Origin of the sequence: Photobacterium sp. GB-50 (assembly GCF_003026755.1) — a bacterium.
Classification (GTDB): Bacteria; Pseudomonadota; Gammaproteobacteria; order Enterobacterales; family Vibrionaceae; genus Photobacterium.
This window is the reverse complement of record NZ_PYNX01000002.1, coordinates 243642-260884: the sequence shown is the minus strand read 5'-3', so window position 1 is coordinate 260884 and position 17243 is coordinate 243642. Positions and strand designations below refer to the sequence as shown.

15 protein-coding genes are annotated in these 17243 nt (G+C 42.3%); 7 read left to right on the top strand and 8 right to left on the bottom strand.

Features of this window, described 5'->3' with window-relative positions; genetic code table 11:
- Positions 1-7: 7 nt before the first annotated feature.
- From fabD to yceD, 5 genes are all read right to left on the bottom strand, one after another.
- Positions 8-937: an ACP S-malonyltransferase gene (gene fabD / locus C9J41_RS03875; protein ID WP_107245920.1), complete on the bottom strand. Its 930-nt coding sequence runs from the start codon at positions 935-937 to the stop codon at positions 8-10.
- 120 nt (positions 938-1057) lie between these two features.
- On the bottom strand, positions 1058-2014 hold the full coding sequence (locus C9J41_RS03870) for a beta-ketoacyl-ACP synthase III (RefSeq protein WP_107206198.1): 957 nt from the start codon (positions 2012-2014) through the stop codon (positions 1058-1060).
- Between the two features lie 5 nt (positions 2015-2019).
- Positions 2020-3045, bottom strand: coding sequence for a phosphate acyltransferase PlsX (plsX, locus tag C9J41_RS03865; protein ID WP_199187011.1), 1026 nt, complete (start codon positions 3043-3045; stop codon positions 2020-2022).
- Between the two features lie 9 nt (positions 3046-3054).
- Positions 3055-3225: a 50S ribosomal protein L32 gene (gene rpmF / locus C9J41_RS03860; protein WP_005368719.1), complete on the bottom strand. Its 171-nt coding sequence runs from the start codon at positions 3223-3225 to the stop codon at positions 3055-3057.
- Positions 3226-3245: 20 nt separating this feature from the next.
- Positions 3246-3764 (bottom strand): 23S rRNA accumulation protein YceD, encoded by a 519-nt coding sequence (gene yceD, locus C9J41_RS03855; RefSeq protein ID WP_005368721.1) that lies wholly within the window; start codon positions 3762-3764, stop codon positions 3246-3248.
- 459 nt (positions 3765-4223) lie between these two features.
- Here yceD and C9J41_RS03850 point away from each other — a divergent pair, with 459 nt between their 5' ends.
- On the top strand, positions 4224-4805 hold the full coding sequence (locus tag C9J41_RS03850; protein WP_107294241.1) for a nucleoside triphosphate pyrophosphatase: 582 nt from the start codon (positions 4224-4226) through the stop codon (positions 4803-4805).
- Between the two features lie 63 nt (positions 4806-4868).
- On the opposite strand, the gene rluC is transcribed toward C9J41_RS03850, so the two are convergent.
- Positions 4869-5813 (bottom strand): 23S rRNA pseudouridine(955/2504/2580) synthase RluC, encoded by a 945-nt coding sequence (gene rluC / locus C9J41_RS03845; RefSeq protein WP_107206469.1) that lies wholly within the window; start codon positions 5811-5813, stop codon positions 4869-4871.
- Positions 5814-6249: 436 nt separating this feature from the next.
- On the opposite strand from rluC, the gene rne reads away from it, so the two are divergent.
- From rne to C9J41_RS03815, 6 genes are all read left to right on the top strand, one after another.
- Positions 6250-9543, top strand: a complete 3294-nt coding sequence (gene rne / locus C9J41_RS03840; protein ID WP_107294240.1) for a ribonuclease E — start codon at positions 6250-6252, stop codon at positions 9541-9543.
- Positions 9544-9784: 241 nt separating this feature from the next.
- Positions 9785-11341, top strand: a complete 1557-nt coding sequence (locus C9J41_RS03835) for a SulP family inorganic anion transporter (RefSeq protein WP_107206194.1) — start codon at positions 9785-9787, stop codon at positions 11339-11341.
- Positions 11342-11501: 160 nt separating this feature from the next.
- Positions 11502-12530 carry a nicotinate-nucleotide--dimethylbenzimidazole phosphoribosyltransferase gene (gene cobT, locus C9J41_RS03830; RefSeq protein ID WP_107245917.1) on the top strand — a complete coding sequence of 343 codons (1029 nt, stop codon included), beginning with the start codon at positions 11502-11504 and terminating at the stop codon, positions 12528-12530.
- Positions 12527-13354: an adenosylcobinamide-GDP ribazoletransferase gene (locus tag C9J41_RS03825; protein ID WP_107245916.1), complete on the top strand. Its 828-nt coding sequence runs from the start codon at positions 12527-12529 to the stop codon at positions 13352-13354. Before cobT ends, C9J41_RS03825 begins: the two co-directional genes overlap by 4 nt.
- Before the next feature lie 9 nt (positions 13355-13363).
- The gene (cobO, locus tag C9J41_RS03820) at positions 13364-13969 is read left to right on the top strand and encodes a cob(I)yrinic acid a,c-diamide adenosyltransferase (RefSeq protein ID WP_107290505.1); all 606 of its coding nucleotides are present in this window, start codon (positions 13364-13366) and stop codon (positions 13967-13969) included.
- A gap of 154 nt (positions 13970-14123) precedes the next feature.
- Complete coding sequence (locus C9J41_RS03815) at positions 14124-14558, top strand: phosphate-starvation-inducible protein PsiE (protein WP_107206190.1); 435 nt, start codon at positions 14124-14126, stop codon at positions 14556-14558.
- A 67-nt stretch (positions 14559-14625) separates the two neighbouring features.
- Here the strand turns inward: C9J41_RS03815 and C9J41_RS03810 are convergent, their stop codons facing one another.
- Positions 14626-15903: a cytosine deaminase gene (locus C9J41_RS03810; RefSeq protein ID WP_107206189.1), complete on the bottom strand. Its 1278-nt coding sequence runs from the start codon at positions 15901-15903 to the stop codon at positions 14626-14628.
- Between the two features lie 9 nt (positions 15904-15912).
- Entirely contained in the window at positions 15913-17154 is a 1242-nt protein-coding gene (gene codB, locus C9J41_RS03805) for a cytosine permease (protein ID WP_107206188.1), read from the bottom strand.
- Positions 17155-17243: the final 89 nt, after the last annotated feature.

Genomic DNA, 17243 nt, shown 5'->3' with positions numbered 1-17243 from the left:
TTAATGACTACTTAGCCACAGCCGCTTCTAATGAAGCAATATCATTAACTGCAGCACCGCTAAGTGCGCGATCAATACGCTTGGTTAGACCAGTTAATACTTTACCAGGCCCCATTTCTAATAATTCTTCGATACCTTCAGCAGCCATGCGCTCAACTGATTCAGTCCAACGTACCGGGCTGTATAGCTGTTTAACAAGTGCAAACTTGATTGCTGCAGGATCAGTTTCTGTTGCCACGTCAGCATTGTTAATAACAGGTACAGACGGTGCATTAAATGCGATAGTTTCTAATGCTACTGCAAGTTTATCCGCCGCAGGTTTCATCAATGCGCAGTGAGAAGGCACAGATACAGGAAGAGGAAGTGCACGTTTAGCGCCCGCTTCTTTACATAATACGTTTGCACGCTCTACCGCTTCTTTATTACCCGCAATAACAACTTGACCTGGTGAGTTGAAGTTGACAGGAGAACAAACTTCACCTTGTGCCGCTTCCTCACATGCTTTCGCAATTGCATCGTTATCAAGGCCGATAATTGCAGACATAGCACCAACACCAGCCGGTACTGCTTCCTGCATAAGTTGGCCGCGTAGCTCAACCAGTTTAACCGCTGCTTTAAAATCGATAACACCAGCACATACGAGTGCTGAGTATTCACCTAGGCTGTGACCTGCAAGAACCGTTGGTTGTTCACCACCTTGCTGCTGCCATACACGCCAGATTGCAACAGATGCTGTTAACAATGCAGGCTGAGTGCGTTGTGTTTGGTTTAAATCTTCTGCTGGACCGTTTTGAACTAACGCCCAAAGATCGTAACCTAGCGCATCAGATGCCTCAGAGAACGTTTCTTTAACCACATCAAATTGTTCTGCTAATTCAGCTAGCATACCAACGGTTTGAGAGCCCTGACCTGGGAAAACAATCGCGAACTTAGACATTCGAGAATCCTTCTTTATTGACTAATCATTAGTCGATTAATATGCATTAAAACTAATATATTGCTTATTAGTTTTAATGCACTAAAAATAAAAGCAAATCAGTAATGTTTAATCACTTGATTAAAACTTCACTAATGCTGAGCCCCAAGTAAAACCGCCACCAAACGCTTCGAGTAATAATGTTTGACCGCGTTGAATACGGCCATCACGAACCGCTTCATCTAATGCTGTTGGGACTGTTGCAGCCGACGTATTACCATGACGATCAAGCGTAACCACAACTTGATCCATCGACATTGATAATTTTTTCGCCGTCGCTGAGATAATACGCATATTTGCTTGGTGAGGTACAAGCCAATCTAACTCAGACTTATCCATGTTATTTTCAGCCAGCGTACTTTTCACTAAGTTCGATAACTGGGTTACCGCTACTTTAAAGACTTCGTTACCTGCCATGTAAAGCCACTTGTTAGCATCAAAATCTTTACCATATTCTGGTACTGCGAGACTTAATAAACCACCAAAATGGCCATCAGCATATAAATGCGTTGAAATAATGCCAGGCTCTTCACTCGCACCAATCACAACCGCACCCGCCGCATCACCAAATAAAATAATGGTTGAGCGATCCTCTGGATCACAGCAATGAGAAAGTGCATCAGAACCGATAACAAGTACATTTTTCGCCATACCCGTTTTGATATGCTGATCAGCAACACTTAACGCATAAACAAAGCCTGTACATGCCGCTGATAAATCAAATGCAGGACAGCCTTTAATATCTAGCATACCTTGCACTTGGCAAGCTGCTGATGGAAATGTGTGACTGGCGCTAGAGGTGGCAACAATGATCAGATCGATATCTTCTTTATCAATCCCCGCCATCTCAATTGCCTTTAACGAGGCTTGGTAGCCCATTACGGCAACAGTTTCATCTTCAGACGAAATACGGCGCTCACGAATACCTGTTCGTGTCACAATCCACTCATCGCTTGTTTCTACCATTTTTTCTAAGTCCGCATTCGAGCGTACTTGTTGTGGCAGGTAGCTGCCAGTTCCTAGAATTTTGCTATTCATGAAGACTAATAGTGCCTCTCGAGTAGGACCTCTTCTAAACGGTCACTGATTTTATTCGGTATTTGTCGTTTAACTTCGTAAACCGCTTCGCTTATCGCGTTGGCAAAAGCGACAGTATCAGCACTTCCATGGCTTTTCACCACAATACCGCGCAATCCTAACAGACTTGCACCGTTATACTGGTCGGGGTTCAACTGTTGCAAGCCTTCAAAGAGCTCACTAAACAGCCATTTAGCAATAATGCGTCGAATAGGGTTACGACCTATTGCATGTTTTATCCGTTCAATAAATAAGTTTGCGACCCCTTCACTGGTCTTTAAACTCACATTTCCAACGAAACCATCACACACAATAACATCGGCTTTATCTGAATAAAGTTGGTGACCTTCAACGTAGCCAACATAATTGATATCCGGAGATTGAATCAACATTTCAGCACAACGTTTAACCAAATCATTACCTTTGATCTCTTCTTCACCAATATTTAATAATGCGACACGCGGTGTAGTACCTAAGGTTTGTTCAGCAAGAACAGAGCCCATAACTGCAAACTGGAATAAAGTATCAGCATCACAAGACACATTCGCGCCAAGATCAAGGAGCCATGTTGGATTTGCACCACGATTGGGTATCGCTGAAATTAATGCAGGACGCTCAACCCCCGGAAGTTGTTTCAACACAAAGCGTGATAATGCCATGAGGGCGCCAGTATTACCGGCACTGACACATGCATCTGCTTGGCCTGCTGCAACTGCATCTAATGCCATACGCATAGATGAGCCTTTACTATGTCGAAGGGCTTGTGATGGGCGTGTTTCGTTAGCGATAACGGTATCGCAATGCACGATCGTTAGCCTAGGATGGTTAAGCTTATTAAGGAGAGTTAACTGCGCAGTGATTGCACTTAGATCACCAAAAAGAATAAGTTTGAGCTCAGGCGAATGCAACAGTGCCTGCACGGCGGCAGGCACTGTTACTTGAGGACCGAAATCCCCGCCCATTGCATCAAGTGCAACGGTAAGACCCATCAAGGTTCAACCTTACTTGTTGATAACCTTGCGGCCACGGTAGAAACCGTCAGCTGTCACGTGGTGACGTAGGTGAGTCTCACCAGATGCTTTATCTACAGAAACTGCTGCTGTAGTTAGGGCATCGTGTGAACGACGCATACCACGTGCTGCACGTGATTTTTTGCTCTTTTGTACGGCCATTAACCCTACTCCTGTTAAATTTAACTCTTAAGATTTTTCAATACTGCAAACGGATTCGGACGCTCATCAGCAACGGGGATCTCACCAAAAGACATGTTCTTCGAGCCAATTTTACAATCAGCATCGTCGTGCATTGCGACTTGTGGTAATTCCAGAATCAATTCGTCTTCAACAAGTTGAATCAGGTTGATCTCGCCATTTTCGTCGACGATTGTCGGCTCATAGGCTTCCGGTAACTCATCTACGGCTTCTTCGTTGCGAACCGGACTATAACAGAATTCCACATGAATATGGTGTGGAAATTCTCCCTGACATCGCTGGCAGGTCAACATCACGTCTACATCTGCGATACCGCGGATGAAAGGAATACGACGTTGGTCAAGGTCAAAAGACAAGTTGACGTTTGCATCACTTATTACGCTCTGGGTTGATTCAGCTAGGCGAGACAAAAGATCGGCTTTGATGATGCCATCATAATCGAGTCTTTTTTGTGCTGTACGTACTGGATCTACCTTTAGCGGCAATTTTACCTTTTGCATAGGGCGCGAATATTAGCCTTATAGTCTGTTTGAGTCAAAGGAAATGTGTGTGATTTAACAGCTTTTGACCAATTCTCATGCTGTGATGAAAATTACAAAACGCTTCGACACCACATCTCAGTAATAAAAGTTTAAATGTCTGCTACTCAATCACTTGATCGTGTCGGAACAATCGATGAAATAACACCCAATATAACGCACAAAGCAACTAACATAGCCGTATGATCATATGCAGTCGCTGTCAATAACTCACATATATTTTGATCAATATAAGTCTCGTCATTGGCCACGTTGGGGATCTAACAAATTATGCGGAACATACACCGAATTGTGGAATGAAACAACCGTAATACAACAATCTCAATTCAATATAATCCTAATAAAAGTTGCAGCAATCATAGTGAAACTTGCTATATCATTGCTGTATTAAAATTCATTCTAGATGTGTAGAACATTGTTATGACACAACCATTATTACTGGCATCAACCTCCCCTTACCGAAAAATGCTACTCGAAAAGTTAGCGATCCCTTTTGAAACAGCAAGCCCTGAAACTGATGAGACGGCATTAGCCACAGAATCTGCCCAAGAGTTAGTCTGTCGACTTGCACAATTAAAAGCCAAAGCTTGTGCCAATACTTACCCAGATTCTCTTATTATAGGATCAGATCAAGTTTGTGTGATTGATGGGAAAATCTTAGGCAAACCCCATACTGAAGAAAATGCTTGTAAGCAATTACAAGCCGCAAGTGGAAAAACCATTACCTTTTACACAGGGCTATGTGTTTACAATGCAAAAACACAATCAACACAAGTCATTTGTGAACCTTTTCATGTTCACTTTAAAACACTTACGCCACAACAAATTGAAAATTACGTGAGAAAAGAGCAACCTTTGTATTGTGCAGGGAGTTTTAAAAGTGAAGGTTTAGGAATTGCACTATTTGATAAACTTGAAGGGCGTGACCCTAACACGCTCGTAGGATTACCTTTAATTGCATTAACTGAGATGTTAGCTAATGAGGGCGTTTCGGTCTTATAAGACTTACTCACTAACATTCGTGCAAAACAAAAGGCGAGACGATTTCCTCGCCTTTCACTTTGGTTACATTTGACGTAGCTTTTCCAAACAACGTTCTAAAACCGGTTCCATTGGCGCGCTAATATCCATCGCTTCATCCGTACTTGGATGCGTAAATTTGATATTTGCAGCATGAAGGAACAAACGCCCTAAACCTGTTTTTTTAGTGTAAGCATCAAAACGTGGATCACCATATCGATCATCCCAAGCAATAGGATGGCCTTCATACTGACAATGCACACGGATCTGATGCGTACGACCCGTTACAGGGCTTGCTTGTACCAATGTTGCCTGTGAGAATCGCTCTAATACTTTAAAACGCGTATCGGATGCTTTACCTTGTGGGTTAACACGTACAATGCTGTTTACTTCATTTTTTAACAAAGGTGCAGTGACTTTTCGGCAATTCGCTTTCCATTCCCCCATTACTAAAGCGAAGTAATATTTCTGCACCGTTTTATTTCTAAATTGCTCTTGCAATTGACGAAGAGCTGAACGCTTCTTTGCCACTAACAAAATGCCCGAGGTATCACGGTCAATTCGGTGAACGAGTTCCAAAAATCGCGCATCAGGGCGTAACGCTCGTAATGCTTCAATAGCACCAAATTTTAAGCCACTGCCGCCATGAACTGCTGTCCCTGATGGTTTATTCAGAATTAACATATGATCATCTTCATAGATGATGCAATGCTCTAATTCAGCGACTTTATTCAACTTGGTACTGACTGGCGCTTGTTCTTCTTTTTCAGGAACAAAAACCGGCGGTACGCGTACTAGATCACCATCCTGCAATTTATATTCAGGTTTAATACGTTTTTTGTTTACTCGCACCTCGCCTTTACGCAAAATGCGGTAAATCATACTTTTTGGTACGTTTTTAAGCCTAGCGCGGAGAAAATTATCAATCCGCTGGCCTGCAAAGTCATCGCTAATGTCGATGAATTGCACTTTAGGTTTATCTTCTGTCATAGGTTTGATTGTATCATGCAAATAAAGCAGATTGCCGCAAAAAAGTGAGCCTGCTATCATTGTGTGCTGAGGTAGGTTTTTTTGTCTACTTCATTGACAAGATGAGCATATAATCATCTTTATGGCTATTTTTTATACAACTCAGATAATCAACGCAGCAAATGGCGTAAGACGTTAGGGTTATCGGAGTTTTTTTTAGTGCGTCAAATTACATTTTTTTTTGATGTGACAGATACAACCACTTCAATGTGGTGATACCAGCTGTATTTTTTAGATCTAACCATCTCACATACAGTTGGCTGATAAGTGTGGCCAGAAAGCACTCCTGCATTCCAACCGTGAGGTTGCAACCGTACATCAGACTTGGAGTCCGGCGCCATCAAAAAACAGATGTAACTAGCGTACTAATACAACGACAATAAATGAGTACAATATAATGAAAAGAATGTTGATTAACGCAACTCAGAAGGAAGAGTTGCGCGTCGCATTAGTTGATGGCCAAAAGCTATTTGATCTTGATATCGAAAGCCCTGGTCACGAATCTAAAAAAGCAAATATCTACAAAGGCCGCATCACACGCATCGAACCAAGTCTGGAAGCAGCGTTCGTTGATTATGGTGCTGAGCGTCATGGTTTCCTTCCTCTTAAAGAAGTTGCGAAAGATTACTTCCCTGCCAATTATTCTTACCAAGGTCGTCCTAATATCAAGGAAGTCCTAAAAGAAGGCCAAGAAGTTATCGTTCAAGTTGATAAAGAAGAACGCGGAAACAAAGGCGCAGCCCTTACTACTTTTATCTCTCTAGCTGGCAGTTATCTTGTTTTAATGCCTAACAACCCTCGTGCTGGCGGTATTTCTCGCCGTATCGAAGGTGAAGAGCGTACCCAACTTAAAGCTGCATTAAGCACATTAGACTTACCCCAAGGTATGGGTCTGATTGTACGTACAGCTGGTGTGGGTAAATCAGGTGAAGAGCTTGAGTGGGATTTAAACGTTCTACTAAACCACTGGAATGCAGTAAAAGAAGCAGCCGATTCACAATCAGCTCCGTTTCTTATTCACCAAGAAAGTAATGTGATTGTTCGTGCAATCCGCGATTATTTACGTCGTGACATCGGTGAAATTCTTATCGATAGCCCGAAAATTTTTGACCGCGCACGTGATCATATTAAATTAATTCGTCCTGATTTCTTGTCTCGCGTGAAGCGTTACGAGGGGGAAGTTCCACTATTTAGCCACTACCAAATTGAAAGCCAAATTGACTCTGCGTTCCAGCGCGAAGTTCGTTTACCTTCAGGTGGCTCTGTTGTTATTGATCCAACAGAAGCATTAACGTCTATCGATATCAACTCTGCTCGCGCAACGAAGGGCGGCGATATTGAAGAAACAGCATTACAGACAAACTTAGAAGCTGCTGATGAAATTGCGCGTCAATTACGTCTACGTGACTTAGGTGGTCTGGTTGTTATCGATTTTATTGATATGACACCTGTTCGCCACCAACGTGAAGTTGAAAACCGTTTACGTGAAGCTGTTCGTATGGATCGCGCACGAGTTCAAATCGGTCGAATCTCACGTTTTGGTCTACTTGAAATGTCTCGTCAACGTTTAAGCCCTTCTCTTGCAGAAGCAAGCCACCATGTTTGTCCTCGTTGTTCAGGTACTGGTGTTGTACGTGACAATGAATCACTATCACTATCAATCTTACGACTGATTGAAGAAGAAGCGCTTAAAGATAACAGCTCACAAGTACTTGCTATTGTACCTGTACCTGTTGCCTCGTACCTTTTAAACGAGAAGCGTCGATCAGTTCAACACATTGAAAAATATCATGGTGTACGTGTTGTTATCGTTCCTAACTCTGATATGGAAACGCCGCACTTTGAAGTTCTGCGTATTCGTGAAGGTGAAGAGCAAGACACCCTTTCTTACCATATTCCTAAAACGTTAGAAGCGTTAAAAGAAGCAGAAGCCATTGAAGCACCACAACCTGAGCGCGTCATCAAAAAGCGTGAAGAGCCAATACTTCAAGGGTTCACTGCACCAAAACAACCAGCACCTGTTGCAACGCCTGCCACTAAGCCGACACCAAAAGTAACGGCTAAGCCTGCCACTGCATCAGCCAATAAACCTGGTCTGTTGAGCCGCTTCTTCTCTGTATTAGCGTCATTCTTCTCTGGTAGCCCTGAACAGCAACAAGAGAAACCTGTTGAAGCAAAAACAGAACAAAACAACAATCAAAATAATCGTCGCAACAATAATCGTCGCAACGATCGTTCTGACAACCGTCGTAATAACCGTGACAACAGTCGTGATAACAACCGTCGTAATAACCGTGACAACAGTCGTGATAACAACGATGTTGAGAACAATGACGAGCGTCAAGAACGTAATAACGAGCAACGCCAAAATCGTCGCCGCAATGACCGTAATGACAAAAACCGTCAACAGCAAAACGATAAGGCTGCCAAAGCTCCTCGCCAAAACCGTAATAACGATGAAGTGAAAGAGCAGAAGCGTCAGTCTCGTAAAGAAGAAATTCAAGCGCAAAAACAGCAACGTCAACAACAAGACGAGCAAACAGCAAAAGCAACAACTGAACAGCCTGTTGATGCACAACGTGATAGCGAAGAAAAAGCGGTAAAAGTGAAACAACGCCGCCAGCGTCGTCAACTTCGTAAAAAAGTACGTATCACAGATAATGTTGAAAAATCAGTTGAACAACAAAATGCAACCGTTGATGCTGTCGAAAAAGTTGAAGCTGTTGAAATTGCTGTAGAGCAAACACCATCACCATTAATGGCATTGGGAACTAGCATTGCTAAAGAAGCACAAGACAAACCTGAACAAACTCAGGGTGTGACTGACGAGCAAGCTGATAATGAAGAGCAAGAAGGCACTCAACGCCGTAATCGCCGCTCACCACGTCACTTACGTGCAAGTGGTCAACGCCGTCGCCGTATGCGTGATACACGCGTAGAGAAATCTGACTTTGTTACCAATGAAGAAGCAAATGCTATTGAGCAGGCAGCTATTGATGCTGCTGATAGTATTAGCGAGATGGTCAATGTTGTTTCTATCGTTGAGAAACCAAAAACAATGCGTCCTACTTCAGGGGTTGCAATTCCTGAAATGGCAATGGGCAAAGTTTGGTCTCGTATCAAACCAGCCGTTGAAGCACCTGTTGAGAAAAACATCACAGAAGAGAAAGTCGATGCTGCAGATGTGATTGATGAAGTTGAAACAAATGACATCATCATTAATGCACCAGTAGTAGAAGCTAAATCTGAAGTAGTTGCAGTTGAAACAACGACACTTTCTGGTGTTGCTATTCCTGAAATGGCGATGGGTAAAGTCTTCCCACGCTTTACAGCAGAAGAAACAACAGTAGAAATAAAGTCTGAGCCTGCTGAAGAACAAGTGATCGAGCAACCTATTATTGTCGAAGAAGTCGCAGCTCCGGTGATCAAAACAGAAGAGACAGTTGAAATGAAATCACCTGTAACTCCAGTTGTTGATTTACCTGCTGTAGCAACGGCGGTAATGGCAACCTCACCTCGTGGTTTCCATGCTGCTTCTGCAATGACAAAAGCGCCAGCACCTGAAGAGCATGTTTCAGGCTCTATTGTTCAAGCGGCACCATTACGCGAGCGTACCAATACACGCGCAGCGGGTAGCCAAACAGCAACAAACAGTGCTACAGCACCAATGACTAAACCCTCTTTTGACTAAAAGTTAAGTTTAGCAATGAAAAAGCCATGCTCTTGCATGGCTTTTTTTATTATCTAATTATGAGTCAAAACCAGCGCACTTTATGTTTAATAATTACATATAGCTCTAATTTTTCACTTGTAAGCGGAGTAAATGCCGTTATTAGCCAACAAAAGTTGAAGCTAATTACAACTTTCTGTAGCATTCTGTTAACCAAAATGCGCTTTAAATACAGCAAATAATAGAAGAATCCTCAACTAACATGTTAGATTTTCCCCAAAAAACTCATCAATCCGTCAAGAACGACGTACTTTCAGGTTTAACCGTTGCACTTGCACTGGTTCCTGAAGCCGTTGCTTTCGCATTCGTTGCTGGCGTTGACCCGATGGTTGGCTTATACGCAGCCTTCATTGTCGGTTTAATTACTGCCGTTTTCGGTGGTCGCCCAGGTATGATTTCTGGTGCTACAGGTGCAATGGCCGTTGTGATGGTTAGCCTTGTTGCCCAGCACGGTATTCAATATCTTTTTGCTGCCGTCATGCTTGCAGGTTTACTTCAGATCCTAGCGGGGGTGTTCCGTCTTGGTAAATTTATTCGAATGGTGCCTCACCCTGTCATGATCGGTTTTGTTAACGGTCTTGCGATTGTAATTTTCTTAGCTCAGTTAGGTCAGTTCAAAGTTCCGGCTCTTAATGGTGGCTTAGAATGGATGCACGGCACACAGCTTTACATCATGTTAGGCTTGGTTGCGTTAACCATGTTTATCATTCATTTTTTACCAAAACTAACTAAAGCAGTTCCCTCTTCACTTGTTGCCATTTTAACTGTTACAGCATTAGTTCATGTCTTAGGTTTAGACTCTCGCACTGTCGTCGATTTTGTTCGTACCATGAGTGGTGACGCAAATGCAACACTGGCAGGCTCTTTACCAACATTCGCTTTACCGGATGTTGGCTTTAACCTAGAAACCCTAAAAATTATTTTGCCTTACTCATTAATCCTTGCTGCGGTTGGTTTAATCGAATCATTACTAACGCTAACTGTGATTGATGAAATGACAAATACACGTGGTCATGGTAACCGTGAGTGTGTTGGTCAAGGTGTTGCAAACGTTACTTGTTCAGTATTCGGTGCGATGGGTGGTTGTGCCATGATTGGTCAATCAATGATCAATATTAACTCAGGTGGTCGTGGTCGTTTATCCGGTATTACAGCAGCCATTGGCCTTCTACTGTTCATCTTATTCGGTTCATCATTTATTGAAATGATCCCACTTGCTGCGCTTGTTGGCGTAATGTTTATGGTTGTGATCGGGACGTTTGAATGGGCAAGTTTCAAAATGATGCGTAAAGTGCCAAAGCACGATTTCTTTACCATTATCTTAGTAACTTGCGTGACGGTAATTGCAGATCTCGCGGTTGCTGTACTTGTCGGTGTTATTTACTCTGCACTCGTATTTGCTTGGAATCACGCTAAAGAAATTTATGCCGCAAGCCACATTGATGATAATGGTGCAAAAGTTTACCAAGTAAATGGTCCACTTTTCTTTGGTTCAGTATCACATTTTCTTGAGTTATTTGATGCTCAAAATGATCCAAAAGAAGTGATCATTGATTTTGCTAAATCACGTGTTGCCGATCATTCCGCTATCGAAGCGATAGATACGATTGCAGAACGTTATGCTAATCGTAATAAAACCATTCATTTGCGTCACTTAAGCCCTGAGTGCAGTAAGCTGCTGAAAAAAGCAGGAACGTTGGTTGAAGTGAATGTTCTTGAAGATCCAACCTATAAAGTTGCTTCTGACGTACTCGGCTAAGAGATATTAACAAGCCCACTGACAAGGTGGGCTTTTTTCTACCTGTAGATCATATTTTACGTTTGTTTTTCTCATTCCGGCTCCCCTTATGTCAGGTTTTCTGAAACAATCACTGTATTAAGTGATTAATATTTCAAACATTCGGCAAAGGATTCGCACTGTGTTTACCATTTATCCTGTAGATAAAACTCAATCTGTCCACATTAAAAAACGCATTGATAATAAAACGAAGCCCATTGGTGCGTTAGGCCAATTAGAACCACTTGCTGAACAACTCGCATTAATACAACAAAGCGATAGACTGACCATCGATAATCCTCATCTACTTATTTTCGCGGCAGATCATGGCATTTCACAACATGGAATAAGTATTGCTTCCGCAGAAGTCACCACCCAAATGGTCCATAATTTTTTAGCCGGCGGTGCGGCAGCGAACTGTTTTTGTCATAGCAATAATATGGCGCTTAAAATTGTTGACGCCGGGATTTTAGGCGATGTTAATGACCATCCAGATTTAATCAGACAGCCATTAGGCAAAGGCACTCAAGATTTTACCACTCAGAATGCAATGTCGCTTGATACCGTGCAACAAGGAATATCCGCAGGAGCGAGCGTTGTTGATTCGCTGCATCAATCAGGTACCAACCTTGTTGCGTTTGGGGAAATGGGGATAGGCAATACCAGTAGTGCTGCCGCAATTATGGCATTGCTGCTTAATCTTCCTGCTGATGCATGCACAGGGCATGGTACAGGTATTGATGACAGCCAATATCAAAAAAAATTAGCGCTTATTCGTCTTGCCTGCAAACATCACTATAGTGCGACAGGCGATCCGTTAAAAGTGTTATCCGCTGTTGGTGGGTTTGAAGTTGCACAAATCACAGGCGGTATACTACAAGCGGCTGAAAACCGAATGATTGTATTGGTTGATGGCTTCATTGTAACAGCAGCAGCCTTGCTGGCTGTTGCAATTAACCCTAATGTTATCGATTACCTTGTTTTCTGTCATCATTCAGAGGAAGCCGGACATCATCGTATGCTTCAACATCTTAATGCCTCGCCATTACTTAACTTAGGCTTACGTTTAGGTGAAGGGACTGGTGCTGTATTAGCATTGCCTTTAATTAACGCTGCGTGTGCCTTTTACAATGATATGGCGAGTTTTGATGATGCAGGAGTTACTGTGTGAGCACCGATCATCAAACACAGAGCAAAGCATCACTCACGGAAAGTGGCTATCGATATCAATGGCAACTCTTTTTAGTCGCATTAGCCTTTTTCACTCGTATTCCTATACCAACCAGTACTCCATTTAGTACTGAGCGATTAAATCATGCCAATCGCTACTTTGGTGTTATTGGTCTTATTGTGGGAGCAATATGTAGCTTAATATACCTATTATTTATTCTGCTTTTTCCCCCTACAATTGCGATTGGTATTGCAATGATTTCAGGTCTGTTAATCACGGGAGCTTTCCATGAAGATGGACTGGCTGATGTATTTGACGGCTTTGGTGGTGGTTGGACGGTTGAATCAAAGCTCAACATAATGAAAGATTCTCGCCTAGGTACATATGGCGCTTCTGCACTAGTCATGGCATTAGGTTTAAAATGGATTGCACTGGTCTCATTGGCTGATATAAACCTCTACTTCCCTGTTTATGCCTTCATTGTTATTCATTGTATAAGCCGAGTCGCTGCAGCAAGTATTATCTTCTCTTACCCTTATGTTCGCGCAGATCAGGATAGTAAGGTTAAACCTTTAGCCAATCAGCAATCTTTACTCGATATTGGGATCTTACTAACAACAGCAATACTAGTACTTTCAATATTACCGCTATCTCTTGCATTAAGTTGTCTTATAACAACCATCTTGATTCGCCAAAGTTGTGGCTATTGGTTCAACCATCAACTCGGTGGGTATACCGGTGATTGTTTAGGGGCGACACAACAACTTGCAGAGATAGCCGGATACCTGACATTATTAACCTTTGCGAACCATTATCATTTTTAAGGATTTCAGATGATAGATACAACCAACAAGGATGATCGCCATAAGGCGCGTCAGCAAAAATTAAAAGAGCAAGTCGATGCTCGTATTGATGCCGCCCAACACGAAAAAGGACTGGTTCTGGTAATCACTGGCAATGGTAAAGGAAAATCTACTTCAGGGTTTGGCATGATTGCGCGAGCCGTCGGTCATGGTCAGCGCTGTGGTGTCGGACAATTTATAAAAGGCACATGGGATTGTGGTGAGCGTAATTTACTAGCGCAACACGGTGTCAACTTTGCAGTCATGGCGACTGGATTTACATGGGAAACCCAAAATAAAGAAGCCGATACCGCCGCTGCAAAAGAAACATGGCAACAATGTAAAGCAATGCTAGCTGATGATAGCTATGATGTTGTATTACTCGATGAGCTGACTTATATGATTACCTATGATTATATTGCGTTAGATGACGTAATTGAGGCTATAGAAAAGCGTCCTACAACACAATCGGTGATCATTACAGGACGAGCTGCACACCGACAATTACTCGAAATTGCCGATACTGTCTCAGAAGTGCGTAATGTTAAGCATGCCTTTGAAAGCGGAATAAAAGCGCGAAAAGGGATTGATTGGTAAATGCGAATAAGCCATTAAAAGTAATAAACCTTACTTTTAATGGCTAAATAACCAACAACCAATTAATTTTTTACATTTATTACTATCACAGAGTCTATAGCTTCATATAATAGCCACATGCTTATCAGCCAGTAATGCTATTTTTGGAGCAATTATGCCGTCCCATTTACCAAAAGCGTTTAGCAAACCTTTTCTTAAAATATTTCATACCTTAGAAGCCATTCTTTTGGTGGGGATAACACTTTCTACCGTCGTTGCCATGTTTAATGAATTTATACATGTCATCGTAGAGAGAAATATTCTACTAACGGACATTCTTTTAATGTTCATCTATTTAGAAATATTGGCCATGGTTCAACAGTTTGTTGTTAATGGTAAAATTCCAGTTCGTTATCCTATCTATATTGCAATAATGGCGATTGCTCGCTACATCACCCTGGGAATGAAAGAGTTAGATGGCACGGTTATTATTTGGCTATCGTTAGCTGCATTTGTTTTAGCTGCAGCAACAGTACTTATTCGTATCGGTCATCATTACTGGCCTTATGACACGCCAGAGGATCCAAGCAAAAAACAAGCAGATAGCTAATATTATGATTTAAATATCAAAAAGGCACTCTATCGTGCCTTTTCTCTATTGCTATCTTTTAAACTAATTAGCGTTTAAAGGTAACACGTTCTGTTTCATCTAAATGAATTTGCGTTTCTGCAGGTTGAGTTTGGGCGATCACTTTACCGTGACGCACTGAGTATTGAACTGGCACTTGGCGACGCACCGCATCAAAACCATTCTCTGCAGGTAAAACCAATAAACTGCCCGGCTTACCCACTTCAATGCCGTAATTATCTTGAATGTTTAAGGTGCGTGCTGAGTTTTTGCTGATCAAATCTAACGATTGATTGATTTGATCATAACCCATCACTTGGCATACATGCAGACCCATGTGAAGCACTTGTAGCATGTTGGCTGTACCTAGCGGATACCAAGGATCAAACACATCATCATGACCAAAGCATACGTTGATATCAGCCCCTAGCATCTCTTTAACACGTGTTACACCACGACGTTTAGGATAATCATCAAAACGCCCTTGTAGGTGAATATTCACTAATGGGTTAGCAACAAAGTTAATCCCTGACATACGTAATAAGCGGAACAAGCGTGATGCGTAAGCACCATTATAAGATCCCATTGCAGTGGTATGGCTTGCTGTGACTTTCTCGCCCATATTATATTTATGTGCCAGTGCGGCTACTGTTTCAACAAAACGTGACTGTTCATCATCAATTTCATCACAATGCACATCGATCAATCGATCGTATTTACGTGCTAATTCAAACACGTAATGCAGCGATTCCACACCGTATTCACGAGTAAATTCAAAGTGTGGAATAGCACCGATAACATCAGCGCCAAGTTGTACTGCTTGTTCAAGTAGCTCTTTACCGTTGGGGTAAGACAAAATCCCTTCTTGTGGGAAAGCGACAATCTGAATATCCACCCAAGGCTTCATTTCTTCACGTACTTCAAGCATCGCTTTTAATGCAATCAACGTCGGATCGGAAACATCCACATGAGTACGTACATGCTGAACACCGTTAGCGATTTGCCACTTCAAGGTCTGCTTAGCGCGTGTTTTTACATCTTCAATCGAAAGTAACTGCTTACGCTCAGCCCAACGCTCAATGCCCTCGAATAAGGTACCTGAAATATTCCAGCTCGGCTCGCCTGCTGTCTGCGTGGTATCTAAATGAATATGTGGCTCACAAAATGGCGTTACCACTAAGCCACCAGCAGCATCTAGCGTCTCACCTTGGTGATCTGTGATGGTATGGTTATCTACAATTTGTGTAAAAACACCATTCTCAATCAGAATTTGCTTTAAGCCTGCTTCATTTTGCAACGTCGCATTATTAATCAATAAACTTGTCATCATTTTCCCTTACGCCACTTGCTTTACTGCATGTGTCTTTTTATTCATTACTGTGTTTAATAGCACGTAGCTTATCGCACCACCTAACACCGCATTCACAGGTACGATACCTGGCAAGAAATGCCCTGCCGCAACACCGACAGTAATCGCTAACATGCCAGCCCAATTAACCGTTTTAAATTCTGCTTTAGTAAAATCTTGGTAGCGCTTACGATTGATAAAGAAATCCGCAATGATCACGCCGCCAATCGGTGGAATCGCTAAGGATAGGAATGTTAGCCAACCCACAAAATTGTTATAAAGCCATAGCGCACAAAGTGTGCCGATCAAACCATTCACGACTGACAAATACTTACTCGGCAATCCAGTGATATTTGCAAAGCCTAAGCCTGAAGCATAAAGCGCATTATCATTAGTCGTCCAAATATTAAGACCTAATACGATAATGGCAGGGATCAACAACCCTTGTGCAATCATCACTTCAGAAATATCAGAATGCCCTGTTACTGCAGCACCTGCTGCGCCAAAGATAAACATCAGAGAATTACCTAAGAAGAAAGCAACCATGGTCACGAGTACTGCTGATTTAGGCTTCTTACCAAAGCGAACAAAATCTGCGGTTAACGTTCCCGCACTCACAAACGAGCCAACAACCATCGCCAGTGCAACCGGAAAATCGATAGGATCGACAGGCTTCATCATCTTTAATTGATCAACACCACCAATACTTTCAACAGCCCCAGCTACAGAATAACTACCTAACACTGCAATTGCAGGTACAGCAATGGCTGATAGGATCATTAATGCCGACATACCAAAGTACACAGTAACCGTCATCAATATACCGGATACGACAATTAATACATTGGTATCAATGCCAGTGGCTTTATGAACAGGGATCGCAAACATTGCAACCCCCACACCGAACCAGCCAACTTGTGTACCGCCAAGCAATGCAGACGGTAGCCATGAGCCTTTAGTACCAAAAGAAAAACGAGCAAGAAGATGAGTAGAGAGTCCGGTGGAAGCACCGATATAGCCAAGAAAAGAAGTGTAAATACCGAGGATAAGATTGCCGATGAGAACAGCAAGGAAGAAGTCGTCAAATGAAAGTCCAGTACCAAGTGAACCACCTGTCCACATACTGGCGGAGAAAAAAGTGAGACCTAACATGACCATTGTCAGTGAAGCGACACCCTTTCGAGCAGTAAGGGGTACAGGCCCTAAACTGTAATTATTATCAGCAGCCATTTTCATCTCCGATATGAATAAATTCGTAAATCCAAGTTAAACGGCGCGCATTATGCTGATAATAAAAAAGCAATCAAGAACAATAAATT